Origin of the sequence: Streptomyces sp. SJL17-4, from assembly GCF_036826855.1 — a bacterium.
Lineage (GTDB): Bacteria > Actinomycetota > Actinomycetes > Streptomycetales > Streptomycetaceae > Streptomyces.
The window spans coordinates 3626294-3652052 of the sequence record NZ_CP104578.1 but is presented as its reverse complement, the minus strand read 5'-3'; the positions used below and the strand labels follow the sequence as shown (position 1 = coordinate 3652052).

Annotated in this window: 22 protein-coding genes and 1 tRNA gene; 10 read left to right on the top strand and 13 right to left on the bottom strand. The window is 68.8% G+C overall.

Annotation, left to right across the window (positions count from 1 at the left end):
- Positions 1–21: 21 nt before the first annotated feature.
- Positions 22–1248 carry a pyridoxal phosphate-dependent aminotransferase gene (locus N5875_RS16100; RefSeq protein ID WP_318208664.1) on the bottom strand — a complete coding sequence of 409 codons (1227 nt, stop codon included), beginning with the start codon at positions 1246–1248 and terminating at the stop codon, positions 22–24.
- Between the two features lie 207 nt (positions 1249–1455).
- Here N5875_RS16100 and N5875_RS16095 point away from each other — a divergent pair.
- The 10 genes from N5875_RS16095 (at position 1456) to N5875_RS16050 (ending at position 14673) form a co-directional block, all read left to right on the top strand.
- Positions 1456–1528, top strand: a tRNA-Trp gene (locus tag N5875_RS16095).
- 103 nt (positions 1529–1631) lie between these two features.
- Entirely contained in the window at positions 1632–1919 is a 288-nt protein-coding gene (secE, locus tag N5875_RS16090; RefSeq protein ID WP_030318724.1) for a preprotein translocase subunit SecE, read from the top strand.
- A gap of 44 nt (positions 1920–1963) precedes the next feature.
- The gene (gene nusG / locus N5875_RS16085; protein WP_318208665.1) at positions 1964–2881 is read left to right on the top strand and encodes a transcription termination/antitermination protein NusG; all 918 of its coding nucleotides are present in this window, start codon (positions 1964–1966) and stop codon (positions 2879–2881) included.
- Positions 2882–3039: 158 nt separating this feature from the next.
- A complete protein-coding gene (gene rplK, locus N5875_RS16080) occupies positions 3040–3474 on the top strand; it encodes a 50S ribosomal protein L11 (protein WP_030318720.1) in 435 nt (144 codons plus the stop codon).
- Between the two features lie 78 nt (positions 3475–3552).
- On the top strand, positions 3553–4281 hold the full coding sequence (rplA, locus tag N5875_RS16075; RefSeq protein WP_189831654.1) for a 50S ribosomal protein L1: 729 nt from the start codon (positions 3553–3555) through the stop codon (positions 4279–4281).
- Between the two features lie 114 nt (positions 4282–4395).
- Positions 4396–5316 (top strand): hypothetical protein, encoded by a 921-nt coding sequence (locus tag N5875_RS16070; RefSeq protein WP_338494432.1) that lies wholly within the window; start codon positions 4396–4398, stop codon positions 5314–5316.
- Positions 5317–5599: 283 nt separating this feature from the next.
- On the top strand, positions 5600–6130 hold the full coding sequence (gene rplJ, locus N5875_RS16065; protein WP_030318714.1) for a 50S ribosomal protein L10: 531 nt from the start codon (positions 5600–5602) through the stop codon (positions 6128–6130).
- Between the two features lie 109 nt (positions 6131–6239).
- Positions 6240–6620, top strand: coding sequence for a 50S ribosomal protein L7/L12 (gene rplL / locus N5875_RS16060; protein ID WP_318208667.1), 381 nt, complete (start codon positions 6240–6242; stop codon positions 6618–6620).
- Between the two features lie 548 nt (positions 6621–7168).
- Positions 7169–10651, top strand: coding sequence for a DNA-directed RNA polymerase subunit beta (rpoB, locus tag N5875_RS16055; protein WP_030318711.1), 3483 nt, complete (start codon positions 7169–7171; stop codon positions 10649–10651).
- Between the two features lie 107 nt (positions 10652–10758).
- A complete protein-coding gene (locus N5875_RS16050) occupies positions 10759–14673 on the top strand; it encodes a DNA-directed RNA polymerase subunit beta' (RefSeq protein WP_318208668.1) in 3915 nt (1304 codons plus the stop codon).
- A gap of 76 nt (positions 14674–14749) precedes the next feature.
- Here the strand turns inward: N5875_RS16050 and N5875_RS16045 are convergent, their stop codons facing one another.
- The 12 genes from N5875_RS16045 to N5875_RS15990 all read right to left on the bottom strand — a co-directional run bounded on the left by N5875_RS16045 (position 14750) and on the right by N5875_RS15990 (position 25746).
- Positions 14750–15013 carry a hypothetical protein gene (locus N5875_RS16045; RefSeq protein WP_073810241.1) on the bottom strand — a complete coding sequence of 88 codons (264 nt, stop codon included), beginning with the start codon at positions 15011–15013 and terminating at the stop codon, positions 14750–14752.
- Complete coding sequence (locus tag N5875_RS16040) at positions 15000–15239, bottom strand: hypothetical protein (protein WP_338494429.1); 240 nt, start codon at positions 15237–15239, stop codon at positions 15000–15002. The genes N5875_RS16045 and N5875_RS16040 overlap by 14 nt, the downstream gene beginning before the upstream one ends.
- A gap of 40 nt (positions 15240–15279) precedes the next feature.
- Entirely contained in the window at positions 15280–16191 is a 912-nt protein-coding gene (locus tag N5875_RS16035; RefSeq protein WP_318208670.1) for a peptidoglycan-binding protein, read from the bottom strand.
- 136 nt (positions 16192–16327) lie between these two features.
- Positions 16328–16792 (bottom strand): ATP-binding protein, encoded by a 465-nt coding sequence (locus tag N5875_RS16030; RefSeq protein WP_318208671.1) that lies wholly within the window; start codon positions 16790–16792, stop codon positions 16328–16330.
- 33 nt (positions 16793–16825) lie between these two features.
- Entirely contained in the window at positions 16826–17467 is a 642-nt protein-coding gene (locus N5875_RS16025; RefSeq protein WP_338494428.1) for a hypothetical protein, read from the bottom strand.
- Positions 17467–18561: a hypothetical protein gene (locus N5875_RS16020; RefSeq protein ID WP_318208673.1), complete on the bottom strand. Its 1095-nt coding sequence runs from the start codon at positions 18559–18561 to the stop codon at positions 17467–17469. The genes N5875_RS16025 and N5875_RS16020 overlap by 1 nt, the downstream gene beginning before the upstream one ends.
- Before the next feature lie 10 nt (positions 18562–18571).
- Positions 18572–19711, bottom strand: a complete 1140-nt coding sequence (locus N5875_RS16015) for a hypothetical protein (RefSeq protein WP_318208674.1) — start codon at positions 19709–19711, stop codon at positions 18572–18574.
- Positions 19712–19743: 32 nt separating this feature from the next.
- A complete protein-coding gene (locus N5875_RS16010; RefSeq protein ID WP_318208675.1) occupies positions 19744–20934 on the bottom strand; it encodes a hypothetical protein in 1191 nt (396 codons plus the stop codon).
- Between the two features lie 34 nt (positions 20935–20968).
- Entirely contained in the window at positions 20969–22159 is a 1191-nt protein-coding gene (locus N5875_RS16005; RefSeq protein ID WP_318208676.1) for a hypothetical protein, read from the bottom strand.
- Positions 22160–22262: 103 nt separating this feature from the next.
- Positions 22263–23186: a phage tail domain-containing protein gene (locus N5875_RS16000; RefSeq protein WP_318208677.1), complete on the bottom strand. Its 924-nt coding sequence runs from the start codon at positions 23184–23186 to the stop codon at positions 22263–22265.
- A 95-nt stretch (positions 23187–23281) separates the two neighbouring features.
- Positions 23282–24535: a tape-measure protein gene (locus N5875_RS15995; RefSeq protein WP_338494427.1), complete on the bottom strand. Its 1254-nt coding sequence runs from the start codon at positions 24533–24535 to the stop codon at positions 23282–23284.
- Positions 24532–25746 (bottom strand): phage tail protein, encoded by a 1215-nt coding sequence (locus tag N5875_RS15990; RefSeq protein WP_338494426.1) that lies wholly within the window; start codon positions 25744–25746, stop codon positions 24532–24534. The genes N5875_RS15995 and N5875_RS15990 overlap by 4 nt, the downstream gene beginning before the upstream one ends.
- Positions 25747–25759: the final 13 nt, after the last annotated feature.

The window sequence follows — 25759 nt, the reverse complement described above, 5'->3', positions numbered from 1 at the left end:
TGACGCCGCTGGGCGGTCCGCTCAGTCCGTCGCCTCGGCGAGGAGCTTCTGGAGGCGGGACACGCCCTCCACCAGGTCGTCGTCACCCAGCGCGTACGACAGACGCAGGTATCCCGGCGTGCCGAAGGCCTCGCCCGGGACGACCGCGACCTCGGCCTCGTCCAGGATCAGGGCGGCCAGCTCGACCGAGGTCTGCGGGCGCTTGCCGCGGATCTCCTTGCCGAGCAGCCCCTTCACCGAGGGGTACACGTAGAACGCGCCCTCGGGCGTCGGGCAGAGGACACCGTCGATCTCGTTGAGCATCCGCACGATCGTCTGGCGGCGACGGTCGAAGGCGCGCCCCATCTCCGCGACGGCGTCCAGGTTGCCGGAGACGGCGGCGAGGGCGGCGATCTGCGCGACGTTGCTCACGTTGGACGTGGCGTGCGACTGGAGGTTCGTCGCGGCCTTCACGACGTCCTTCGGGCCGATGATCCAGCCCACGCGCCAGCCCGTCATCGCGTACGTCTTGGCGACACCGTTGACGACGATGCACTTGTCGCGCAGCTCCGGCATGACCGCCGGGAGGGAGACCGCGGAGGCGCCGCCGTAGACGAGGTGTTCGTAGATCTCGTCCGTGAGGACCCACAGACCGTGCTCGACGGCCCAGCGGCCGATCGCCTCGGTCTCGGCCTCGCTGTAGACGGCGCCGGTCGGGTTCGACGGCGACACGAAGAGGACGACCTTGGTCCGCTCCGTACGGGCCGCCTCCAGCTGCTCCACCGAGACCCGGTAGCCGGTGGTCTCGTCGGCCACGACCTCCACCGGGACACCGCCCGCGAGGCGGATCGACTCCGGGTACGTCGTCCAGTACGGCGCCGGGACGATGACCTCGTCGCCCGGGTCGAGGATCGCGGCGAACGCCTCGTAGATGGCCTGCTTGCCGCCGTTGGTCACCAGGACCTGGGAGGCGTCGACCTCGTAGCCGGAGTCGCGCAGCGTCTTGGCGGCGATGGCGGCCTTCAGCTCCGGCAGACCGCCGGCCGGCGTGTAGCGGTGGTACTTCGGGTTCTTGCAGGCCTCGACGGCCGCGTCGACGATGTAGTCCGGGGTCGGGAAGTCGGGCTCACCCGCGCCGAAACCGATCACCGGGCGCCCGGCGGCCTTGAGGGCCTTGGCCTTGGCGTCGACGGCGAGGGTGGCGGACTCGGAGATCGCACCGATCCGGGCGGAGACCCGACGCTCGGTGGGAGGGGTAGCAGCGCTCATACGGCCCATCGTCCCAGACCTCTTCAAGGCCCGGCACACAGGTTTCACGGACCGGACAGGAACGGTCATTCCCGGTCGTACGCGCGTCCGACGGCAGGTCGGTCGTGGTTTCTGTTCGACGCGGGGGCCCCTGACCACGTATGCTCACTCCTCGTTGGCCCGCACCGACCACATCTCACGATGCGGTACGTTGAGGGGCACCAGCAAAGGGTCGTAGCTCAATTGGTAGAGCACCGGTCTCCAAAACCGGCGGTTGGGGGTTCAAGTCCCTCCGGCCCTGCTACACACACCGCCAGGTGTTGTGCGCATGTACGTACTTCATTGCACCGCCGTGCGGCTCCACCCGGGCGCGGCACGGCCGACCCGGAATCAGGTGAGAGATCGTGACGGACGCCGTAGGCTCCATCGACATGCCTGATGCCGATGACGAGGCCTCCGAGTCGAAGAAGAAGTCCCGCAAGGGCGGCAAGCGCGGCAAGAAGGGCCCCCTGGGCCGTCTCGCGCTCTTCTACCGTCAGATCGTCGCGGAGCTCCGCAAGGTCGTCTGGCCCACGCGCAGCCAGCTTTCGACGTACACCACCGTGGTGATTGTCTTCGTCGTCATCATGATCGGCCTTGTCACCGTGATTGACTATGGCTTCCAGGAAGCAGTCAAGTACGTCTTCGGCTGACTTTTTGTTCCACCCCATCTGTATCGCAGGAAGAAGCAGCCACCGTGTCTGACGCGAACCTGAACGACGCCTTCGAGTCCGAGTCCGTCGAGGACGAGCTGGACATCGTCGAGGCCGCCGACGAGGACCAGGCCGACGCTGCTGACGACGTTGCCGGCGAGGCCGCCGAGGAAGCCGCTCTCCAGGTCGAGGACGAGGACCAGGACGACGACGAGGCCGAGGCGGAGACCGACGAGGACACCGACGCCGAGGGTGACGAGGACGACGAGACCGTCGACGCCGTCGCCGACGAGGTCGAGGACGCCGAGGAAGAGACCGACGAGGAGGCCGAGCCGGCCGCCCCGGTCGACCCGGTCGCCGCGCTCCGCGAGGAGCTGCGCACCCTGCCCGGCGAGTGGTACGTCATCCACACCTACGCGGGCTACGAGAAGCGCGTGAAGGCCAACCTCGAGCAGCGTGCCGTCTCGCTCAACGTCGAGGACTTCATCTACCAGGCCGAGGTCCCCGAGGAAGAGATCGTCCAGATCAAGGGCGGCGAGCGGAAGAACGTCAAGCAGAACAAGCTTCCCGGCTACGTTCTCGTCCGCATGGACCTGACGAACGAGTCCTGGGGCGTCGTCCGCAACACCCCCGGCGTCACCGGCTTCGTGGGCAACGCCTACGACCCGTACCCGCTGACCCTGGACGAGATCGTCAAGATGCTCGCCCCGGAGGCCGAGGAGAAGGCCGCCCGTGAGGCCGCCGAGGCCGAGGGCAAGCCGGCTCCGGCCCGCAAGCTCGAGGTCCAGGTGCTGGACTTCGAGGTCGGCGACTCGGTCACCGTCACCGACGGCCCCTTCGCCACCCTCCAGGCGACCATCAACGAGATCAACCCCGACTCGAAGAAGGTCAAGGGCCTCGTCGAGATCTTCGGTCGCGAGACCCCGGTCGAGCTCAGCTTCGACCAGATCCAGAAGAACTGATCTCACAAGTTTCCGACCAGGTCAGAGTGGCTCTCACAGCCGCTCTGACCTGCTCGGTTTTTGGCCGCGCGTCTATACCCGTTATCGTTGTGCGGTATGCCTCCATCCGGATGACCGGATGGCGGGCTGAACACTCTCACTAGGACCCGGAGAGAGCAATGCCTCCCAAGAAGAAGAAGGTCACGGGGCTTATCAAGCTCCAGATCAACGCTGGTGCGGCCAACCCGGCCCCGCCGGTCGGTCCCGCGCTGGGCCAGCACGGCGTCAACATCATGGAGTTCTGCAAGGCCTACAACGCCGCGACCGAGTCGCAGCGTGGCATGGTCGTGCCGGTGGAGATCACGGTCTACGAAGACCGTTCCTTCACCTTCATCACCAAGACTCCGCCGGCCGCCAAGCTGATCCTCAAGGCCGCTGGTGTGGACAAGGGCTCCGGCGAGCCGCACAAGACCAAGGTCGCCAAGCTCACGGCTGCCCAGGTCCGCGAGATCGCCACGGTCAAGCTCCCCGACCTGAACGCCAACGACCTGGACGCCGCGTCCAAGATCATCGCTGGCACCGCCCGTTCCATGGGCATCACGGTCGAGGGCTGATCAGCCCCCTCGTGACCTAGTGGTAGGGCCAGCGCCGGCCCGCACCACGACTCCACACCTGAACAAACAGGAGAAGCAGTGAAGCGCAGCAAGACCCTCCGCGCAGCGGACGCCAAGATCGACAGCGAGAAGCTCTACGCTCCTCTCGAGGCCGTCCGTCTCGCCAAGGACACCTCCAGCACGAAGTTCGACGGCACCGTCGAGGTCGCCTTCCGCCTGGGCGTCGACCCGCGCAAGGCCGACCAGATGGTCCGTGGCACCGTGAACCTTCCGCACGGCACCGGCAAGACCGCCCGGGTCCTGGTCTTCGCGACCGGTGACCGTGCCGAGGCCGCGATCGCCGCGGGCGCCGACATCGTCGGCTCCGACGAGCTCATCGACGAGATCTCCAAGGGCAACCGCCTGAACGAGTTCGACGCCGTTGTCGCCACCCCGGACCTCATGGGCAAGGTCGGCCGCCTCGGCCGCGTCCTCGGCCCGCGTGGTCTCATGCCGAACCCCAAGGTCGGCACCGTCACCCCCGATGTCGCCAAGGCTGTCAACGACATCAAGGGCGGCAAGATCGAGTTCCGCGTCGACAAGCACTCGAACCTGCACTTCATCATCGGCAAGGTCTCTTTCGATGACACGAAGCTGGTCGAGAACTACGCCGCGGCGCTCGAGGAGATCCTCCGTCTGAAGCCGTCCGCCGCCAAGGGTCGCTACATCAAGAAGGCGACCATCACGACGACGATGGGCCCCGGCATCCCGCTGGACTCCAACCGCACCCGCAACCTCCTCGTCGAGGAGGACCCGGCCGCGGTCTGAACCCCAAGGGTTCACTGAGTGGTCAGCCGGCCCCGCGCCTCTTCGGAGGAGCGGGGCCGGCTTTTTGTTACGGTGCGAGGGACCGTACGACGCTGCTCGAGGGTGGGGGAACAGATGAACGTGTCCGTATGGAAGCGCGCCGGTGTCGCCGTGGCGGCCGCGGCCGTCGTCACCGGAGTCGCGGGGTGCCAGGACGGCGACGGGAAGGCCGCGGGCGCCGACAAGGCGCAGACGCAGAGCCTCGGCGACATCACGAAGGTCATCAGGACCGCGTACGAGAAGACCTCGGCCGCCAAGTCCGCGAAGATCCGGATGACGATGGAGCTGCCGACCGGTCTCGAGGGCGGCGGCACCATGGAGATGACCGGAGTCCAGGGCTGGGATCCGACGGTCATGGACATCACCGTCAAGGGCTCGATGCTGGGCGCGGCCGGCGCCGGGGGCGCCGACTCGATGCGCATGATCACCCTCGGTGACGTCATGTACATGGACATGGGTGCCAAGCAGGCCGCCGAGATGGACGGCAAGCGCTGGCTGAAGCTCGACATGCAGGCGGCCTCGGAGGCCTCCGGCGACAAGGTTCTGTCGAAGACGATGGCCGGCGGCCTGGAGAACATGAACCAGGACCCGGCCAAGCAGCTCGCCCTGCTCCTCGACTCGCCCAACCTCAAGCACCTCGGTGCCGAGAAGGTCGACGGCGTCGAGGCCCAGCACTACAAGGGCACGCTGACCCTGGAGCAGATGGTCGCCGCCAACAAGTCCCTGGACGTGCTGTCCGAGAAGGACCGCGCGGAGCTGGTCGAGGGCGTCAAGAAGGCCGGCATCACGGCGTACGACACCGAGGTCTGGGTCCGCGAGGACGGCTACCCGGCCCGGATGGACCTCGGGATGAAGTCGGCGCAGGGCACCGTGAAGATGGGGATGCACTTCTCCGACTACGGCGCCAAGGCCACCGTCCAGGCCCCGCCGGCCGAGGAGACCGTCGACTTCTTCGAGATGCTGAAGGGCCTCGGCGCCGAGGGCGGTCAGGCCTGAGGTGAGCCGGGCGTCCGGGGGTGGTCAGGCCTGATTTGCCCCCGGGCGCGTCGGTCGCGTACTCTTCCGAGGAAGCCAAAGACCGCTGGTCGTCACTGTGCCGTCAAGGTGCGGTGGCCGAAGGATTCGCTGCGACGCGAACGACCCGCGCAGGTGATTGTGGATGAGTTCCCGGATCTTCGTGATGCGGTTGAGCTGAGCCCCGAGCGCCTGCGCCCGGGGCGTTTTGTTTTGTCAGTGCCTTCTGAGCGGTCCTCATCACCCGGAAGGAGGCCGACGCTCTATGGCAAGGCCCGACAAGGCTGCCGCGGTAGCCGAGCTTGAGGACAAGTTCCGCAGCTCGAACGCCGTCGTGCTGACCTCGTACACGGGGCTCACCGTGGCGCAGCTGAAGACGCTGCGTCGTTCGCTCGGTGAGAACGCCCAGTACGCCGTGGTGAAGAACACGCTGACCAAGATTGCGGCCAACCAGGCCGGCATCTCCGCGCTGGACGACCAGCTTGCTGGTTCGACCGCGGCCGCCTTCGTCACCGGTGACCCGGTGGAGTCGGCGAAGGCTCTGCGTGACTTCGCCAAGGAGAACCCGAACCTCGTCATCAAGGGCGGTGTCCTTGATGGCAAGGCGCTGTCCGCCGACGAGTTCAAGAAGCTCGCGGACCTCGAGTCCCGCGAGGTTCTGCTCAGCAAGCTGGCCGGCGCGTTCAAGGGCAAGCAGTCCCAGACTGCCTCGCTCCTGCAGGCGCTGCCGTCGAAGTTCGTCCGCACCGCGGAGGCGCTTCGCGTCAAGCTCGCCGAGCAGGGCGGTGCCGAGTAATTCGGCTCGCGTCATGATCTGTGCCGCCTAGGCACAGGTCGTAGCGGGCCGTAACGCCCGCCTCTCTATACATCCGGCACCTGCCGAATTAGTGGAAGGATCGCCCATCATGGCGAAGCTCTCTCAGGACGACCTCCTCGCCCAGTTCGAGGAGATGACCCTCATCGAGCTCTCCGAGTTCGTGAAGGCCTTCGAGGAGAAGTTCGACGTCACCGCCGCCGCGGCCGTCGCCGTTGCCGGCCCGGGCGCCCCGGTTGCCGCCGAAGAGGCTGCCGAGCAGGACGAGTTCGACGTCATCCTCGAGGGTGCCGGCGACAAGAAGATCCAGGTCATCAAGGTCGTGCGTGAGCTCACCTCCCTGGGCCTCAAGGAGGCCAAGGACCTCGTCGACGGCACCCCGAAGCCGGTCCTCGAGAAGGTCGCGAAGGACGTTGCCGAGAAGGCCGCCGAGTCCCTCAAGGCCGCCGGTGCCTCCGTCACGGTCAAGTAAGACCGTTTCGGCTCGCTGAGCTGACTCCTGCCCCCGTGTAACGCGGAGGCACCGAAAGGCGATCACCCTTGTGGGTGGTCGCCTTTCGGCGTTCCCCGGGAAGGGCGTGGCGGAGGACCCGAGGGCCGCCGGGAGCGGAGTATGGTGATCTTCGCCGTGCGCCCCGCAGACCGGGGGGCCTTGACGAACCGCACGCAGCGCGCAATTCTCAGGACGCGTCGTCACAACGATCCGTTTCCGAGGCATGGATCGACGGCTGAACGGGCAGTATCGAGGTGCGCCGCACGGCGCGAGGTACCGCGGAGTTGAGAGCAACGAGGGTCGCGAATTATTCGCCCTGGACATCAGTGAGCCGAGTGGCTACACTGACCCTTTGCGCTGCCTGTTAGCTGCCCCCTGCCCGTCACCAGGGGCATACCTTCGCATCCGCTTCGTGGACCGACCCTGTCTGAGCTGGCCTTTTGGTCGTATCAGGAAAAGTCTGCCGTGAAGCGATGCAGGGGACCGGTACGCGCGTAGTGAGTCCGAGCCCTCGGAAGGACCCCCTCTTGGCCGCCTCGCGCAACGCCTCGACCAATACGAACAACGGCGCAAGCACCGCCCCGCTGCGCATCTCCTTTGCAAAGATCAAGGAGCCCCTCGAGGTTCCGAACCTCCTCGCGCTGCAGACCGAGAGCTTTGACTGGCTGCTCGGTAACGCCGCCTGGAAGGCTCGCGTCGAGGCTGCCCTTGAGTCGGGACAGGACGTCCCCAGGAAGTCCGGTCTGGAGGAGATCTTCGAGGAGATCTCTCCGATCGAGGACTTCTCCGGGTCGATGTCGCTGACCTTCCGCGACCACCGCTTCGAGCCGCCGAAGAACTCGATCGACGAGTGCAAGGACCGTGACTTCACGTACGGTGCCCCGCTCTTCGTCACCGCAGAGTTCACCAACAACGAGACCGGCGAGATCAAGTCCCAGACGGTCTTCATGGGCGACTTCCCGCTCATGACGAACAAGGGCACCTTCGTCATCAACGGCACCGAGCGTGTCGTGGTGTCGCAGCTGGTCCGTTCGCCGGGTGTCTACTTCGACTCCTCCATCGACAAGACGTCCGACAAGGACATCTTCTCGGCCAAGATCATCCCGTCCCGGGGTGCCTGGCTGGAGATGGAGATCGACAAGCGCGACCTGGTCGGTGTCCGCATCGACCGCAAGCGCAAGCAGTCCGTCACCGTCCTCCTCAAGGCTCTCGGCTGGACCACCGAGCAGATCCTGCAGGAGTTCGGCGAGTACGAGTCCATGCGCGCCACCCTGGAGAAGGACCACACCCAGGGCCAGGACGACGCGCTGCTCGACATCTACCGCAAGCTGCGTCCGGGCGAGCCGCCGACCCGTGAGGCCGCTCAGACGCTGCTCGAGAACCTCTACTTCAACCCGAAGCGCTACGACCTCGCCAAGGTCGGCCGCTACAAGGTGAACAAGAAGCTCGGCGCCGACGAGCCGCTGGACGCCGGCGTGCTCACCACCGATGACGTCATCGCCACGATCAAGTACCTGGTCAAGCTCCACGCGGGCGAGACCGAGACGATCGGCGAGAACGGCAACGAGATCGTCGTCGAGACCGACGACATCGACCACTTCGGCAACCGTCGTCTGCGCAACGTCGGCGAGCTCATCCAGAACCAGGTCCGCACGGGTCTGGCTCGTATGGAGCGCGTCGTGCGTGAGCGCATGACCACCCAGGACGTCGAGGCGATCACGCCGCAGACCCTGATCAACATCCGGCCGGTCGTCGCCTCCATCAAGGAGTTCTTCGGCACCAGCCAGCTGTCGCAGTTCATGGACCAGAACAACCCGCTGTCGGGTCTGACGCACAAGCGTCGTCTCTCGGCGCTGGGCCCTGGTGGTCTGTCCCGTGAGCGGGCCGGCTTCGAGGTCCGAGACGTGCACCCGTCCCACTACGGACGCATGTGCCCGATCGAGACCCCCGAAGGCCCGAACATCGGTCTGATCGGTTCGCTCGCCTCGTACGGCCGCGTCAACGCGTTCGGCTTCATCGAGACGCCGTACCGCAAGGTCGTCGACGGCCAGGTCACCGACGAGGTCGACTACGTCACCGCCGACGAGGAGGACCGCTTCGTCATCGCGCAGGCCAACGCCGCGCTCAACGACGACCTGCAGTTCACCGAGCCCCGTGTCCTGGTGCGTAAGCGTGGCGGCGAGGTCGACTACGTCGAGCCGTCGGACGTGGACTACATGGACGTCTCGCCGCGCCAGATGGTGTCGGTCGCGACCGCCATGATCCCGTTCCTCGAGCACGACGACGCCAACCGTGCCCTCATGGGCGCGAACATGATGCGCCAGGCGGTGCCGCTGATCAAGTCGGAGGCCCCGCTCGTCGGCACCGGCATGGAGTACCGCTGTGCCACCGACGCCGGCGACGTGCTCAAGGCCGAGAAGGACGGTGTCGTCCAGGAGCTCTCCGCGGACTACGTCACCGTCGCCAACGACGACGGCACGTACATCACGTACCGCCTGCACAAGTTCTCGCGCTCGAACCAGGGCACCTCGGTCAACCAGAAGGTCGTCGTCGACGAGGGCGACCGCGTGATCGAGGGCCAGGTCCTCGCCGACGGTCCCGCCACCGAAGACGGCGAGATGGCGCTCGGCAAGAACCTGCTCGTGGCGTTCATGCCGTGGGAGGGTCACAACTACGAGGACGCGATCATCCTGTCGCAGCGCCTCGTGCAGGACGACGTCCTCTCCTCGATCCACATCGAGGAGCACGAGGTCGACGCCCGTGACACCAAGCTCGGCCCGGAGGAGATCACCCGGGACATCCCGAACGTCTCCGAGGAGGTCCTCGCGGACCTCGACGAGCGCGGCATCATCCGTATCGGTGCCGAGGTCGTCGCCGGCGACATCCTGGTCGGCAAGGTCACGCCCAAGGGTGAGACCGAGCTGACCCCGGAGGAGCGCCTGCTCCGCGCGATCTTCGGTGAGAAGGCCCGTGAGGTCCGTGACACCTCGCTGAAGGTGCCGCACGGCGAGATCGGCAAGATCATCGGCGTCCGCGTCTTCGACCGCGAGGAGGGCGACGAGCTTCCCCCGGGCGTGAACCAGCTGGTCCGCGTCTACGTCGCCCAGAAGCGCAAGATCACCGACGGTGACAAGCTCGCCGGCCGTCACGGCAACAAGGGCGTCATCTCGAAGATCCTGCCGATCGAGGACATGCCGTTCCTGGAGGACGGCACCCCGGTCGACATCATCCTCAACCCGCTGGGTGTCCCGTCCCGAATGAACCCGGGACAGGTCCTGGAGATCCACCTCGGCTGGCTCGCCAGCCGCGGCTGGGACGTCTCCGGTCTCGCGGACGAGTGGGCGCAGCGCCTCCAGGTGATCGGCGCCGACAAGGTCGCCCCCGGCACCAACGTCGCCACCCCGGTCTTCGACGGTGCGCGTGAGGACGAGCTCGCGGGTCTGCTGAACCACACCATCCCGAACCGCGACGGCGAGCGCATGGTGCTCCCGACCGGTAAGGCGAGGCTGTTCGACGGCCGCTCCGGCGAGCCGTTCCCGGACCCGATCTCCGTCGGGTACATGTACATCCTCAAGCTCCACCACCTGGTCGACGACAAGCTCCACGCCCGGTCGACCGGCCCGTACTCGATGATCACCCAGCAGCCGCTGGGTGGTAAGGCCCAGTTCGGTGGCCAGCGCTTCGGTGAGATGGAGGTGTGGGCGCTGGAGGCGTACGGCGCCGCTTACGCCCTCCAGGAGCTGCTGACGATCAAGTCCGACGACGTGACCGGCCGCGTGAAGGTCTACGAGGCCATCGTCAAGGGCGAGAACATCCCTGAGCCCGGCATCCCCGAGTCCTTCAAGGTGCTCATCAAGGAGATGCAGTCCCTGTGCCTCAACGTGGAGGTGCTGTCCTCGGACGGCATGTCCATCGAGATGCGCGACACCGACGAGGACGTCTTCCGCGCAGCGGAGGAGCTCGGCATCGACCTGTCCCGGCGCGAGCCGAGCAGCGTCGAAGAGGTCTGACGGGAGTTCGGTCGGGGGCTCGGCGTTTCACCGCTGAGTCCCCGGCCGGCCCCAGGACCCCCGTATCAGACCCCAAGCCTTACAACCCTGAGAGGGATTGACGCATAGTGCTCGACGTCAACTTCTTCGACGAGCTCCGGATCGGTCTGGCCACCGCTGACGACATCCGTCAGTGGAGCCACGGCGAGGTCAAGAAGCCGGAGACCATCAACTACCGCACGCTCAAGCCCGAGAAGGACGGACTCTTCTGCGAGAAGATCTTCGGTCCGACCCGGGACTGGGAGTGCTACTGCGGCAAGTACAAGCGTGTCCGCTTCAAGGGCATCATCTGTGAGCGGTGTGGCGTCGAGGTCACCCGCGCGAAGGTGCGCCGTGAGCGGATGGGCCACATCGAGCTCGCCGCTCCCGTCACCCACATCTGGTACTTCAAGGGCGTTCCGTCGCGTCTTGGCTACCTGCTCGACCTCGCCCCGAAGGACCTCGAGAAGGTCATCTACTTCGCGGCGTACATGATCACGTACGTCGACGACGAGCGTCGTACGCGTGACCTGCCCTCGCTGGAGGCGCACGTCTCCGTCGAGCGTCAGCAGATCGAGAACCGTCGCGACTCCGACCTGGAGGCCCGCGCCAAGAAGCTCGAGAACGACCTCGGCGAGCTGGAGGCCGAGGGCGCCAAGGCCGACGTGCGCCGCAAGGTGCGCGAGGGTGCCGAGCGTGAGATGAAGCAGCTGCGCGACCGTGCGCAGCGCGAGATCGACCGTCTGGACGAGGTCTGGTCGCGCTTCAAGAACCTCAAGGTCCAGGACCTGGAGGGCGACGAGCTCCTCTACCGCGAGCTGCGTGACCGCTTCGGCACGTACTTCGACGGTTCGATGGGTGCGGCTGCTCTGCAGAAGCGCCTGGAGTCGTTCGACCTCGAGGAGGAGGCCGAGCGCCTCCGCGAGATCATCCGTACCGGCAAGGGCCAGAAGAAGACCCGTGCGCTCAAGCGCCTCAAGGTCGTCTCCGCGTTCCTGCAGACCGCGAACAGCCCCAAGGGCATGGTTCTCGACTGCGTGCCGGTGATCCCGCCGGACCTGCGTCCGATGGTGCAGCTGGACGGTGGCCGCTTCGCGACCTCCGACCTGAACGACCTGTACCGCCGCGTGATCAACCGCAACAACCGTCTGAAGCGACTTCTCGACCTCGGCGCGCCCGAGATCATCGTGAACAACGAGAAGCGCATGCTTCAGGAGGCCGTGGACGCCCTCTTCGACAACGGTCGTCGTGGTCGTCCGGTGACCGGTCCCGGTAACCGTCCCCTGAAGTCCCTCAGCGACATGCTGAAGGGCAAGCAGGGTCGTTTCCGTCAGAACCTGCTCGGTAAGCGTGTGGACTACTCCGCGCGTTCCGTCATCGTCGTCGGTCCGCAGCTGAAGCTGCACCAGTGTGGTCTGCCCAAGGCCATGGCGCTGGAGCTCTTCAAGCCGTTCGTGATGAAGCGCCTGGTCGACCTGAACCACGCGCAGAACATCAAGAGCGCCAAGCGGATGGTCGAGCGCGGCCGCACGGTCGTGTACGACGTCCTCGAAGAGGTCATCGCCGAGCACCCGGTTCTGCTGAACCGTGCGCCCACGCTGCACCGCCTCGGCATCCAGGCCTTCGAGCCCCAGCTGGTCGAGGGCAAGGCCATCCAGATCCACCCGCTCGTCTGCACCGCGTTCAACGCGGACTTCGACGGTGACCAGATGGCCGTGCACCTGCCGCTCTCCGCGGAGGCGCAGGCCGAGGCCCGCATCCTGATGCTGTCCTCGAACAACATCCTGAAGCCGGCCGACGGCCGTCCGGTCACGATGCCGACCCAGGACATGGTCCTCGGTCTGTTCTTCCTGACCACCGACGGTGAGCTCCGTGACACCAAGGGCGAGGGCCGCGCGTTCGGCTCCACGGCCGAGGCGATCATGGCGTTCGACGCCGGCGAGCTCGCGCTGCAGTCGCAGATCGACATCCGTTTCCCGGTCGGCACCGTCGCTCCGCGCGGCTGGGTTCCCCCGGTCGCCGAAGAGGGCGACGACCAGGTCGGTGCGGCCGAGTGGCAGCAGGGTGACTCGTTCCGTCTGCGGACGTCGCTGGGCCGCGCGCTCTTCAACGAGCTGCTGCCCGAGGACTACCCGTTCGTCGACTACTCCGTCGGCAAGAAGCAGCTCTCCGAGATCGTCAACGACCTCGCCGAGCGCTACCCCAAGGTCATCGTGGCGGCGACGCTCGACAACCTGAAGGCGGCGGGCTTCTACTGGGCGACCCGTTCCGGCGTCACCGTGGCCATCTCCGACGTCGTCGTGCCCGAGGCCAAGAAGGCCATCGTCAAGGGCTACGAGGAGCAGGACGAGAAGGTCCAGAAGCAGTACGAGCGCGGTCTCATCACGAAGGAAGAGCGCACTCAGGAGCTCATCGCGATCTGGACCAAGGCGACCAACGAGGTTGCCGAGGCGATGAACGCGAACTTCCCGAAGACGAACCCCATCTTCATGATGGTTGACTCGGGTGCCCGAGGAAACATGATGCAGATGCGTCAGATCGCCGGTATGCGTGGTCTGGTGTCGAACGCCAAGAACGAGACGATTCCGCGTCCCATCAAGGCGTCCTTCCGTGAGGGCCTCACCGTTCTGGAGTACTTCATCTCCACGCACGGTGCCCGTAAGGGTCTGGCGGACACCGCCCTGCGTACCGCCGACTCGGGTTACCTGACCCGTCGTCTGGTGGACGTCTCGCAGGACGTGATCATCCGCGAGGAGGACTGTGGCACCGAGCGCGGTCTGAAGCTGCGGATCGCCGAGCGCGGCGCCGACGGTGTCCTGCGCAAGACGGACGACGTCGAGACCTCCGTGTACGCGCGGATGCTCGCCGAGGACGTCGTCGTCGACGGCAAGGTCATCGCGCCGGCCAACGTCGACCTGGGTGACGTGCTCATCGACGCCCTCGTGGGCGCCGGTGTCGAGGAGGTCAAGACCCGCTCGGTCCTGACCTGTGAGTCCGCCGTCGGTACCTGTGCGTTCTGCTACGGCCGTTCGCTCGCCACCGGCAAGCTGGTCGACATCGGTGAGGCGGTCGGCATCATCGCCGCCCAGTCCATCGGTGAGCCCGGTACCCAGCTGACGATGCGTACCTTCCACACCGGTGGTGTGGCCGGTGACGACATCACCCAGGGTCTGCCCCGTGTCGTCGAGCTCTTCGAGGCTCGTCAGCCCAAGGGTGTCGCCCCGATCTCGGAGGCGGCCGGCCGCGTCCGTATCGAGGAGACCGAGAAGACCAAGAAGATCGTCGTCACCCCGGACGACGGCACCGACGAGACGGCGTTCCCGATCTCGAAGCGTGCCCGTCTGCTCGTGGGCGAGGGCGACCACGTCGAGGTGGGCCAGAAGCTCACCGTGGGTGCCACCAACCCGCACGACGTGCTGCGCATCCTGGGGCAGCGTGCGGTCCAGGTCCACCTGGTCGCCGAGGTCCAGAAGGTCTACAACTCGCAGGGCGTGTCGATCCACGACAAGCACATCGAGATCATCATCCGGCAGATGCTGCGCCGTGTGACGATCATCGAGTCCGGCGACGCGGAGCTGCTGCCGGGCGAGCTCGTCGAGCGCTCGAAGTTCGAGACCGAGAACCGTCGTGTGGTCACCGAGGGCGGTCACCCCGCCTCCGGCCGTCCGCAGCTGATGGGTATCACCAAGGCCTCGCTGGCGACGGAATCCTGGCTGTCGGCCGCCTCCTTCCAGGAGACGACCCGAGTCCTGACGGATGCGGCGATCAACGCCAAGTCCGACAGCCTCATCGGCCTCAAGGAGAACGTCATCATCGGTAAGCTCATCCCGGCCGGTACGGGTCTGTCCCGCTACCGCAACATCCGGGTCGAGCCGACCGAGGAGGCCAAGGCCGCGATGTACTCGGCCGTCGGCTACGACGACATCGACTACTCGCCGTTCGGCTCGGGCTCCGGCCAGGCCGTTCCGCTGGAGGACTACGACTACGGTCCGTACAACCAGTAAGCGAGTCGCTTGAACCGAAGGGCGGTCACCCCGGAAACGGGGTGGCCGCCCTTCGGCGTGCGCTCCCCCGAAGGGGTTACCTGGCGGCCAGCTCCCACACCGCGACGAGCGCTCCGGCGCTCGCGGCGAGCGCGAGGATGCTGGTCAGCGGCCAGCGGGCGCGTTCGAGACCGTCGAGGCGGGCCTCGTGGTCGGCGAGCTGCCGGTCGGTCTGGTCGCTGCGCTGGACGAGGAGCGCGAGCGCGCCGTCGACGCGGGCGAAGCCGGCCTCCAGGGTGCCGCGGAGCCGTTCCAGTTCGAGGGCGACGGCCACGGGGTCGTTCGGATCAGGCTCGGTCATCGGCACCGCCCCGGGCCGGGGTGCTGCGGAGCCAGGACGGGAGCAGGTTCTGCACCGCGTCCAGTGCCATCACCCGGGTGAGTCCGCCGGCGACGGCCAGCGCGCCGGCGACCCAGGGGAGGGTCGCGGGGATGCCGGAGGCGTCGACGATCGCGGGGAGCACGACGGCGATGCCGACGGCGGTCTGGAGGACGGTACGGGCCGTGCGCTGGGCGGCATCGGACATCGGGGTCTCCTCTGGTGCGGTGGTTACTCGTGTGCGGTGGTTACTTCGTGTACGGGACCTTCAGCGCGTTCCAGGACGCGGCGCCGGGGATGCCGTCGGCGTCGGAGCCGCGGAAGCCGAGCTTGCGCTGCCACTTCGCGTAGCTGAGCCGGTCGGCCTCGCTCCAGCGGGGGCCGGGGCCGACGGTGTACGCGGCGCAGCCCTCGGCGACGAGACGGCGTCCCATGGCCGTGATGACCGGGGAGCTCGTCTCCTTGCGGAAGAACGAGGTGCCCGGGAACGGCTGGAGGCGGGGGGTGGCGGGCTTGCCGCTGCCGGGGGTGGGCCTGGCGGGGGCCTTGGCGAGCCGGGTCTGGACGCGCTGCCGGAGGGTCGGCATGCCGAAGCCCTTGGGGTCGCTCTTCCAGTCGGACCACTCCAGGTGGCCGATGACGGACTTGGCGCCCCAGCCGTGGGCCCGGCAGAGGGCGGCGGAGACCCGTTCGATGGCGTCGAGCTGGGCGGCCGGCCAGGGATCGGTGCCGTTGCCGAGGTTGACGCACTCGAAGCCGTAGAAGCGGGAGTTGCCGTCGACGGCGCTGTGGCTGCCCTGGTGTTCGCGCGGGGCCGGCGGCCGGTCCCCGTACGTCTCGGTGATCACGGCCTGGAGGACGGACGGGTCGCCGCCGCCGGCGTGGTTGGCGCGTCCGTCGGCAACGAGGTGGACGGTGCCGTCCTTGGCGATGACGCCGTGGCAGAGCGGTCCGGGCAGGCCTTCGTAGCCGTTGAAGCACATCTCGACGGTGGACCTGGTGCCGGAGCTGACGGTGTGGTGGATCATCACGCCGGTGACCGGGCCCCAGGCGCCGGTGTGGTTGCGGTTGTGGGAGCGCCAGCCGGGGTGTTCGACGACGGTGACGCCTTCGGCGCGGAGTGCGGCGAGGAGCCGGTCCGCGGGGAGGGGAGTGGCCATCTGGTGTCCTCCGGACATGAAAAAGGCCCGCGCGGTGGGCGGGCGGGCATACGGGGTGGGGCGGGGCGTACGGGTGGGGCGGACGTACGGGGTGGGGCGGGCCTACGGGGTGTGGTGCGGGAGTCGGCCGCGGTGGTTACGGCTCCGGGGTCGGCTCGGGTGTCGGTTCCGGAGTCGGTTCCGGAGTCGGGCCCGGAGTCGGTTCCGGAGTCGGCTCGGGTTCCGGGTCCGGTGCCGGGGCGGGCGGGGTCCAGGTGGCGCACAGTGCGGCGTAGGCGAGGCGGCGGGTCTCGAAGTCGGCGAGCGAGGCCTCGACGGCGCGTTGGACGGCGGTCGGGTCGGGCACGGCCGGGTTGCCGTTCGCCGGGTTGACCGTGACGACGCCGTAGCCGCGCAGGAAGGCGCCGCTCTCGCCGGTCTCGCCGATCTGCGCGGTGACGTACACGGCCGGATACTCGCCGGTCATCGGGTCGCGTTCCAGCGGGCCGCCGAGGGTGTTGTCGTACAGGCGGACGCCGATCGTGTGGCCGTTCTCGGTGAGGGTGCCGCGGCCCGCGTAGTCGATGGCCAGGCCCCAGGGGTGGAGCGGGTCGGGGATCATGGTGGCTCCTCTCGGGGAGGGGGGTGGGGTGGGTCAGGTCTGGCGGCCGTGCATCAGGATCGGCTTGGCGTAGACCGTGCCGGAGGCGCTGGTGACGATGCCGTGGATCTCCACCGTCAGGTCCTTGCCGAAGTTGGCCTGCATGTCCGCGGTGGCCAGGTCGGTGTGGTCGAAGATGGTGCCGGCGGCGACGGTCGTGCCGAACTGGACGCCGTTGACCATCACCCGGATCTGGCCGGTCGCCCCGCTGGAGACCCGGGTGGCCATGCGCAGGCGCAGCTTGGGCTGCCAGATCGGGTTCTGCGAGTGGGCGATCGTGGTCCAGGTGGTGGCGCTGGTGGCCGGCCAGTTCGCGGAGGCCCAGTCCTGCGGCGGGAGCATCGGCAGCCAGGGCCGGGCGAGGCCGCCGGTGAGGATGTCGTCGGAGAGGATCTCGTGGCCGTAGGCGTCGCTCACCCGCAGGACCGGCTTGGAGGCGCCGGGGCCGCTGCTGTTGATCTGGGCGAGCGTGACGGAGGTCGTCGGGTCGGCGGGGTCGGGCTGGCGGCGCACGGTGAGCGAGCCGTTGACGACCTCGGTGATCGGCGGGCGGGTGTTCACGGCGGTGGACAGGGCCTGGATCCGGCGTTCCATCTGGATGAGCCGGTCGATGATGTCCTCGGGCAGCTGGGCCATCAGGCCTCCTCAAGGCTGAGCTCGGCGGTGTCGGGCCGGCCGCGCTCCGGCGGCCGGAACTTGACGCCGACGATCCGGTAGCGGGCGTCGAGCCCCTGGGGGTGCCACTCGTCGGTGATCCGGATCCTGGCCGTACGGCCGAGGAGCGCGGGCGGGACGATGCCGCCGAGGCGGATGCTGATCTCGGGGATCAGCACGGAGCCGCTCGCCGCCTTGAGCTGCGCCGTGGCCAGCGAGTCGAGGGTGGCGACGTCGCTGATCTCGTTGTGGTCGGACGAGAGGTCGACCCGCGGCCATTCGCCGAGGTCGGGGCTGAGCATCTCCTCGGAGACGGTCGGCCGGGACTCGGCGGCCGCGTTGCTGTTGGTGGAGGCGCCGCGGGCCAGGGCGGTGGTGCCGCCGCGGGTCGCGTCGTCGGGGAACGAGTAGCTGAGGATGGCGCCGGGCCGGTCGAAGACCATGTCGGTCGCGCCGGTACGGATCTTGGGCCAGCCGAGCCGCAGCTGGCGCAGCCGCCGCCCGTCGACCGGGTCGCGGTAGACGAGGATCTGGTACTCGAAGCCGTTCTCCTGGGCGCCGAGCTGGTCGAGCGCCTCCTGGTAGACGGTCTCGTCGCCGAGCCGCCAGGACGCCGTGCGCAGCACCTCGGAGGTCTCCTTGCCGGCTTCGACGGCGCTCTTGCCCAGGCCGGCCGAGAGGTCCGCCCAGAGCGTGCGGGCGATGTCGAGCTGGTCGGTCGGCTGGGTGAACGTGATCGGCCTGCGGATCCGGCGCCGGGTCGCGTACGAGTCGAAGGTGGCGGCCTGGATGCCCAGGGTCATCACCCCGCGGTCGCTGCTCTGCAGGTTGGTCGTCCAGACGATGCCGCCCCACCACAGGTCGCCGCCGCGCTCCAGGTAGACCGCGGTGCGGCCCGCCCGGACCTTGTGGGCCCGTTCGGCGATGGTCCGGTCCGGGAGGGGGATGGTGCCGGACAGGGAGCCGGCCCGGCCGATGTAGTCGTCGCACTGGACGTCCCGCAGCGGCAGGATGTCCAGGGTCGTGTCGGTCAGCAGGTCGCAGAAGATCGCCCGGTAGGGCGTGTCGAGTGTCATCGGGGGGACCTCACAGCACGTAGGTGGCGGAGACGCGGACGTTTCGGCCGGCCACGAGGGCCCCGTTCGGCGACCAGGTGCGCAGCACCACCTGTCCGTTGGGGGAGAAGTAGGCGCCTCCGGACGCGAAGCCGTCGCCCGCGGCCGCCTCCAGGTCGAGCGGGGAGCGCCAGCCGGTGGGCAGCGTGAGCAGCGGTTCGTCGGTGATGTTGCCCGCGCTGTTGGCGTAGATGTCGGCGCCGTTGCGGGTGACGGTGGCGGTGACGGTGGCGATGCCGCGGGTGCGCCGGGCGTTGAACGCGATCAGGGTCCAGCCGGTGAGCGCGGTGGCGCCCGTCGTGAGGGTCTCCACCTCCACGGGCGGCTGGTAGTTCGCCCAGGCGCTGCCGTTCCAGCGCTGGAGCACGCCCGCGTTGTCCCGGAACTGGCCGGCGTAACTCCCGGTCGTGAGGGTCGTCCCGGTGGGGACGATGCCGCCGATCTCCTTGGGGTAGGCGACCCAGGAGGTGCCGTCCCAGCGCTGGAGGAAGTGGGAGTTGTCGTTGTCCTGGTACTGACCCGGGTAGGAGCCCGGCACACCGGAGTTGTTGTAGACGGGCAGGATGCCGCCGACGCCGACGAGGGTGGTCCGCAGGTCGGTGAGGGCGCCGCCCGCCCAGTCGATGCCGCCGGTGCCGGCGGAGGCGCCGGTCTTCACCCTCACCAGGAAGAGGGGGAGGGACAGCGGGGGCGTGGCGGGGGCGACCGGCGTCGCCCCCGGTTCGCCCCGTACGACCTCCAGGACGGCTTCGTTCCTGGTCAGGGTGTCGAACTCGTCGTCGTACACGCGCAGGACGACCAGGTCGAGGCGGGGGTTGAGCGGGTCGCCGTCGCCGAAGGTGACGACGGTGTCCTCGTCGAGGGTGATGGGGTAGGCGCCCTGGTTGTGCGCTCCCTGGACGACCGCGCGCCCGTGGTGGACGGTCGCGGTCATCGGGCCGTTGGAGCTCATCGAGAGACCGCCGACCCGGTACTTGCCGTCGACCGAGCCGGGCAGGATGCCGGAGCGCGAGACGACGGGGTTGACGGGTGTGGTCGCGCCGAGCGCGGTGAGACGGGTGGTGACACGGGTCTGCCCGGTCGGCGGGAGCCAGCCGCTGCGGAGTGCCATGGTTTTCTCCTGTCGGGTGGGTGGGGGCCGGGCTACGGCAGTGGGTCGACCTTGATGAAGGTGTTGTCGAAGCCCGCCTTGAGCGCGGGGGTGTCGGCGACGACGCGGAAGTACGCCGTGAGGGTGTAGGTGGCGCCCGGGGTGAGTCCCGACAGACGGCGGGTGGTGGAGGCCGAGATCAGGTGCTTGCTGGCGGCGAGCGTCGCGTACTCGTCGTCGAGGTCGTTGACGACCGTGGAGCCCTGGGTGAGCTTGAGGGCCATGAACGCGTAGTGGTCGGGGCTGGTCGACTTCATGCGGCAGCCGAAGCTGACGACGATCGCCTTCGACGGCGGGGCGACGAAGCTGAGCGCGAGCGGGTTGGTGGCTCGGGCCTGGAGCGTCGGGGTGTAGGTGGTGGACGTGGTGTCGCCGTAGTCGCCGTTGTCGACGAAGTACGGGCCCGGCACGACCGGGACCCAGACGGAGCCGTTCCAGCGCTGGAGCCGGCCGTCCGCCGAGTCGCGGTACTGGCCGGTGTAGCTGGCGGGGGTGGTGGAGGCGGAGTTCGGGACGATGCCGCCGAGCACGGACGGGTACGACACCCAGGCGCCGCCGTCCCAGCGCTGGAGCGCGCCGCCGGCGTCCTGGTACTGCCCCGGGTAGGCGCCCGGCAGGACGGGGCCCTCGACGGGGAGGATGCCGCCGAGCGAGACGACCGGGGTGCGCAGGTCCTTGAGCGCGGAGTTCCACGGGATGCCGCCGTTGCCCGCGCTGACGCCGGCCGGGACGGTGACCTCGTACAGCGGGAGGCTGCGCGGCGGGACCGCCGGGGCCTGCGGGGTCTGCCCCGGGATGCCCTGGATGATCTCGATCTTCACCTCGTTGCGGTTCGAGGAGTCGTAGAGGTTGTCGTAGACCTTCACGACGAGCAGGTCGATCCGGCCGTACTGGGCGTCGCCCGGCGCGAAGGTGATCGCCTCGGACGTCGGCAGGGTCACCGGGTAGACGCCCTGGGAGATCTCGCCCTGGATGACGGCCCGGCCCTCGGAGACGGTCGCGGTCATCGCCGAGGAGCCGTAGGTCCAGAAGCCGGCCAGCCGGTGCAGGCCCTCGTACGAGCCGGGCAGGACGCCGGAGCGGACCTGGACGGGGTTGGTCAGGGTGGTCACGCCGGTCTGGGTGAGGCGGGTGTCCTCGCGGGTCTGGCCGGTCTCGGCGACCCAGCTGCTGCGCAGGTTCATGGGGTTTCTCCGATCGGAAGGGAGGGGGTGGGGGTCAGGACTTGATCCACTCGGCGGAGAGGTTGCCGGCGTAGCCGGAGCCGCCGAGGGTCTTCACCGCCACGCTGTGGGTCTGGTACGCGGCGACCTGGAGGGTGCTGCCCGCGGTGAGCTTGATCAGGCCCTGGCCGCCGACCACGACGGCGCCGTCACCGGCCGGCGTCAGCCAGGTGCAGCGCGGTACGCCGACGCTGTCGACCAGCAGCCGGGCACCGCGCATGCCGGCCGAGGAGTCGCCGGACCAGACGACGTGGGCGGAGACGCGCCACCAGCCGGTCCGCGGGACGCGGTAGGAGGAGAGGCCGGACCAGCCGGCGGCGTCGTCGACGTCGACGGACTGGAAGGGGAGCGTGTACCAGGTGTTGGGCGGGACGGTCGACTGTGCCGTCTGCGAGACGCTGAACAGGATCGACGACCTGCCCTCGACGAACTGCCAGGCCGAGCCGTCCCAGCGCTGGAGCAGGCCGGCGTTGTCCCGGTACTGACCGGTGTAACTCCCGGTGCTCACCGTGCCGTTGGGGGCGATGCCGCCGAGGGGCTTCGGGTACGACACCCAGGTCGTGCCGTCCCAGCGCTGGAGGAGGCCCGCGGCGTCGCGGTACTGGCCGACGTACGCGCCCTTGAAGCCGCTGGTCGGCAGGATGCCGCCGAGGGCGACCACCGGCCAGTGCATGGTGGTGACGTCGGGGGTGGTCCACTGGACGCCGCCGGTGCCGGCGGACGTGCCCTTGCGCACCAGGACCGTGTACAGCGGGATGGCGCTGCCGGGGCCGCTCGCCGGGGCGGTGGGGGAGGCCGCGGGGGTGCCCCTGACCAGCCGGACGACCGCCTCGGTGGCGCCCGTACGGTCGTAGGCGTCGTCCACCACGGCCAGCTCGATCAGGTCGATCCGGTCGTACTGCGGGTCGCCGTCCGCGAGGGTGAGGACCTCCGGCGCGGTGACGGCGACGAGGTAGGCGCCCTGGGAGGTGTCCTTGCCCTGGACGATCGCGCGACCGGTGCCGATCGTGCACTGCATGGGCGTCGAGCCGGCGAGGACGAAGCCGCCGGGCACGATGCCCGGCCGCGACCGCAGCGGGGTCTCCTCGGGGCTCTGCCCGCTGGGGGTGAGCAGGGTGGCGAGGGTCAGACGGGTGTCCTCGCGGGTCTGTCCGGTGGGCTGGAGCCAAGCGGCGCGTACGGTCATGGGGTCACCTCTCCGAGAAGGGGGTCGTGACGGCGGGGGAAGGAACGGTTCGGCGACCGGTCACCGCGCGGTGACCGGCCGCCGGCGGGTCACCGGGCACCGGTCACCATTCGGCGCTGCGCCAGCGCACCGTCATCAGCGCGTCCGCGGTCGCCTCGTCGGGCCGGAAGGACAGCTCCGTACGGCCGGGGTCGAGCACGAACAGCTCCTCCGGGCTGGAGTCGGCCATCGCGGTGTGCAGCCGGGAGGCGGAGTTGTTCAGCAGGACCGTGCCCGCGCGCGTGTCGATGACGAGTTCGTCGCCCGCGGCCAGGTCGATCGCGTACCGCAGCCGGCGTCGGCTGGTCCGCTCGGTGACGCTCGGCATGGAGCAGGGGCCGCGGAAGACGATCACCGGGTGCGCCGGGGCGGAACCGATGTTCTCGGCGACGACGTCACCCGTGCTCTTCGCCTCGCCCCAGGAGAGCGGCCAGGTCAGCGGCCAGGTGAGGCCCGACTCCGGCTGCGGCGGGTTGGCGGTGGCGAGCTGCTCGTTGACGACGTACCGGCGCGGGTCGGAGGCCAGCCACTGGATCGACATGCGCGAGCTGCCCTGGGTGGCGAAACCCTGGTCGGCGGGGACGACGCGCTGAGCGATCCGGGCGCGCACGGTGAGCATCTCGCCGTGCAGCCGGACGGTCAGCCACCGTTCCTCGTCGAGCAGGGCGAGCGACTGGCGCAGCGCGCGGACGGCCTCGGTGGCCTGGTTCCACTCCGGCATCAGCACGATGGTGCCGCCGACCTTGCGCGGCTTGGCGTACCGGGAGCCCGGCCAGGCGCCGTGGGAGGTCGGCCGGTCGGCGTCGGAGGTGTCGTACTCGGGCAGGTCCTCCCAGCCCGACAGGCCGGACTTGTCGACGGCGAACGGCGTGCCGGGCCCGATGAGGAGCCCGGCCCACTGCATCTGCCCGTCCTGGGTGATGAGTGAGCCGGGCGCGAGGTCGGCGGTGAAGTTGCTTCCGGCGTAGGGGGTCGTGGTCTCGGCCATGGGGGCCGTCACCTCACTTCGGATGGGGCGCACGCTTCGGATGGGGCGCGCGCTTCGGACGGGCTGCCAGGAGCGGCGCGGGCGGGTGGTCCCGGTCAGGCATGGGCGGTCGCGAGGAAGAGCAGGTCCTCGGCGGTCGACCGGGGGCCGGCGCCGGGCTCCTCGTGGAAGTCCCGGACGCGGTGCGGCGGCCGGGGCGTCTCGGTGAGCGCCGGGACGCGGCGGTTCTCCAGCTGCGCGAGCGAGTCGATGCGGTAGTCGTCCGCGGAGCCGGGGGAGACGATGCCGCCGTCGGCGAGCATCGGGATCTTGTCGAGTTCGACGCCGAACTTCTTGCCGGTGAGGGGGATGTCGAAGCTGAGCTTGTTGAGCCCGTCGATGATCCAGTTGGCGAAGGCGATCAGGCCGTTGATCGGCCCCTTGACGACACCGATGACGGCGCTGAGGCCGCCCTTGACCAGGTCTCCGATGCCCCGCAGGGCCTTGCTCACGGCGTCCTTGGCGGTACGGAAGAAGCCGGGCACCTTGTCGGTGACCCAGGTGACGACCGGCCGGACGGCGCTCTTGACGCCGCCGATCGTGCGCGAGGCGATGCCGCGCAGCGCGTTCGTGGCGGAGGAGACGGCGGCGCGGACCCTGGAGATCCCGCCGACGGCCGCGCCGACGATCTTCAGCGCGGTCTTGAACAGCGTCAGATAGGCCTTGAAGTAGGTGCCCACGGCCTCGCCGAGGAGCTTCATGATCGGCTGGAGGAACTTCCAGATCGCCTGGAAGCCCTTCAGCGCCTGCTGCATGGCCTGCTTGATGAACCGCTGACCGGTCTCGGAGTTGATCGCGAGCTCGATCAGATACGCCGCGATGGGCACGATCAGGCCGACGAGGAAGCCGAGCGGGTTGGCCCGCATGGCGACGTTGATGGCTGTCATGGCGATGGAGGCGATGGTCATGACCGTGCCGAAGGTGCCCATGAGACCGGTGATGAGGTCGGTGATGGGCAGCAGCGGCAGGAGGAGGCCGAGGATCGCGGCGCCGCCGGTGCCGATCTTCGCGGCGGCGGACCCGGCCCTGGACGCCCTGCCGCCGAAGCCGCGGACTCCGGCGTCCGCGCGGGACCGGCCGAGCTTCGCGGCCGCGGTGGCGGCGGCACCGGCGTTCGCGCCGAAGGCGCGGACGGGCGCGGCGGCCGTCCGGGCCATGGTGCCGAGCCGTTCGGCGCCGCCGGCCGCCTTGACGACGGCTTGTTTGACCCGGCGGACGGTGTCGGCCGCCCCGCCGGCGCTCAGCGCGAGGCCGGAGAAGGCCGACGCACTCCCCGCGAGGGGGTGCAGCGGCATCGCGGCGGCACTCATGCCCGGGCTCCGCGCGCCTTCACGAGGTACATCAGCGCGTCGGCGGTGGCGTGCGGGTCGCTGTTCCGGGCCGCGTGGTAGTGCTCGATGTGCAGCCCGCCGCCGGCGCCGGTGCCCATGGCCCGGGCGCCCTGGGCCGCGCGGGCGCGGCGGGCGGTCTGGGCGAGCAGCCGGTCCAGCTTGGAGAGCGGGAGGACGGCCTCGGCCTCGCCGGCCTCGGCGAGGATCGCCGGGACACCTCCGTGGCGGGGCATGACGACACCGCCGGTGGCGAGCATCGGGATGGTCGGGATGTTGACGCCGAAGGTCTTGCCGCCGACGACCGGGACCCAGCCGGGGACGCTGACCTTGACCCTGTTCAGGCTGCCGATCATGCCGTTGATCAAGCTGATGACGGCGTTGATCGGGGACTTCACGCTGTCCTTGATGCCGTTGAACGCCCGGGACGCGATGTCCTTGAGGCCGTTCCAGATGGACGACATCTTGTCCTTGACGGCGCTGAAGGCCTTCGGGATCGCGGACTTGATCCAGTTCACCACCGGGGTGATGACGGCCTTGATGCCGTTCCAGACCGTGCTGATCACGGTCTTGATCGCCTTCATGACCGTGGTGATGACCGTCTTCCAGATCTTCACGTAGGTCTTGATGACGGTCGCGACGGCCTTGACGACGGTGGAGATGGCCTTCTTGATGCCGTTCCAGACCGTCTTGATCAGCGATCCGGCCTTCTTCATGATCGGCCCGACGGCCTTCATGACGGAGCTGATCACCGACTTGATGGCGCTGAACGCCTTCTTCAGGACGTTCTGCATCGTCTTCGAGCGGGAGGCCATCTCGACGATCGTCTCGATGAGCGGCATGAAGAGTTCGAGCAGCCGGACCAGGAAGTTGCCCTTCATGGACTTGTTGAGCTTGTCCTGGCCCTTCGCCGCCTTGCCGGCGCCGGACTCGTACCTGCCGAGCTTGGTGCCCGCGGACTGCGCGGTCCGGCCGGCCTTGGCCATGGAGCGCTCGGCCTGGTCGCTCGCGGTCTTGAGGCCCTTGAGCTCCTTGGCGGAGCCTTGCGCCGCGCCCTTGATTCCACTGATGCCGCGGCCCGCCGACGAGGCGCGCTGACCGAGGGTCGACGCGGCGCGCTGGGCGGTGTCCGAAGCGGACTTGAACTGCCTGAGGGCTCCTGAGGAGCTGTTCAGAGAACGTACGAGGGACATGCTCGTCCACCTC

Excerpts from the sequence above, each read along its gene's own strand:
- N5875_RS16100 (WP_318208664.1), bottom strand. The coding sequence starts at position 1,248 with ATGAGCGCTGCTACCCCTCCCACCGAGCGTCGGGTCTCCGCCCGGATC.
- rplK (WP_030318720.1), top strand. The coding sequence starts at position 3,040 with ATGCCTCCCAAGAAGAAGAAGGTCACGGGGCTTATCAAGCTCCAGATC.
- N5875_RS16070 (WP_338494432.1), top strand. The coding sequence starts at position 4,396 with ATGAACGTGTCCGTATGGAAGCGCGCCGGTGTCGCCGTGGCGGCCGCG.
- rplJ (WP_030318714.1), top strand. The coding sequence starts at position 5,600 with ATGGCAAGGCCCGACAAGGCTGCCGCGGTAGCCGAGCTTGAGGACAAG.
- rplL (WP_318208667.1), top strand. The coding sequence starts at position 6,240 with ATGGCGAAGCTCTCTCAGGACGACCTCCTCGCCCAGTTCGAGGAGATG.
- N5875_RS16045 (WP_073810241.1), bottom strand. The coding sequence starts at position 15,013 with ATGACCGAGCCTGATCCGAACGACCCCGTGGCCGTCGCCCTCGAACTG.
- N5875_RS16040 (WP_338494429.1), bottom strand. The coding sequence starts at position 15,239 with ATGTCCGATGCCGCCCAGCGCACGGCCCGTACCGTCCTCCAGACCGCC.
- N5875_RS16035 (WP_318208670.1), bottom strand. The coding sequence starts at position 16,191 with ATGGCCACTCCCCTCCCCGCGGACCGGCTCCTCGCCGCACTCCGCGCC.
- N5875_RS16030 (WP_318208671.1), bottom strand. The coding sequence starts at position 16,792 with ATGATCCCCGACCCGCTCCACCCCTGGGGCCTGGCCATCGACTACGCG.
- N5875_RS16025 (WP_338494428.1), bottom strand. The coding sequence starts at position 17,467 with ATGGCCCAGCTGCCCGAGGACATCATCGACCGGCTCATCCAGATGGAA.
- N5875_RS16020 (WP_318208673.1), bottom strand. The coding sequence starts at position 18,561 with ATGACACTCGACACGCCCTACCGGGCGATCTTCTGCGACCTGCTGACC.
- N5875_RS16015 (WP_318208674.1), bottom strand. The coding sequence starts at position 19,711 with ATGGCACTCCGCAGCGGCTGGCTCCCGCCGACCGGGCAGACCCGTGTC.
- N5875_RS16010 (WP_318208675.1), bottom strand. The coding sequence starts at position 20,934 with ATGAACCTGCGCAGCAGCTGGGTCGCCGAGACCGGCCAGACCCGCGAG.
- N5875_RS16005 (WP_318208676.1), bottom strand. The coding sequence starts at position 22,159 with ATGACCGTACGCGCCGCTTGGCTCCAGCCCACCGGACAGACCCGCGAG.
- N5875_RS16000 (WP_318208677.1), bottom strand. The coding sequence starts at position 23,186 with ATGGCCGAGACCACGACCCCCTACGCCGGAAGCAACTTCACCGCCGAC.
- N5875_RS15995 (WP_338494427.1), bottom strand. The coding sequence starts at position 24,535 with ATGAGTGCCGCCGCGATGCCGCTGCACCCCCTCGCGGGGAGTGCGTCG.
- N5875_RS15990 (WP_338494426.1), bottom strand. The coding sequence starts at position 25,746 with ATGTCCCTCGTACGTTCTCTGAACAGCTCCTCAGGAGCCCTCAGGCAG.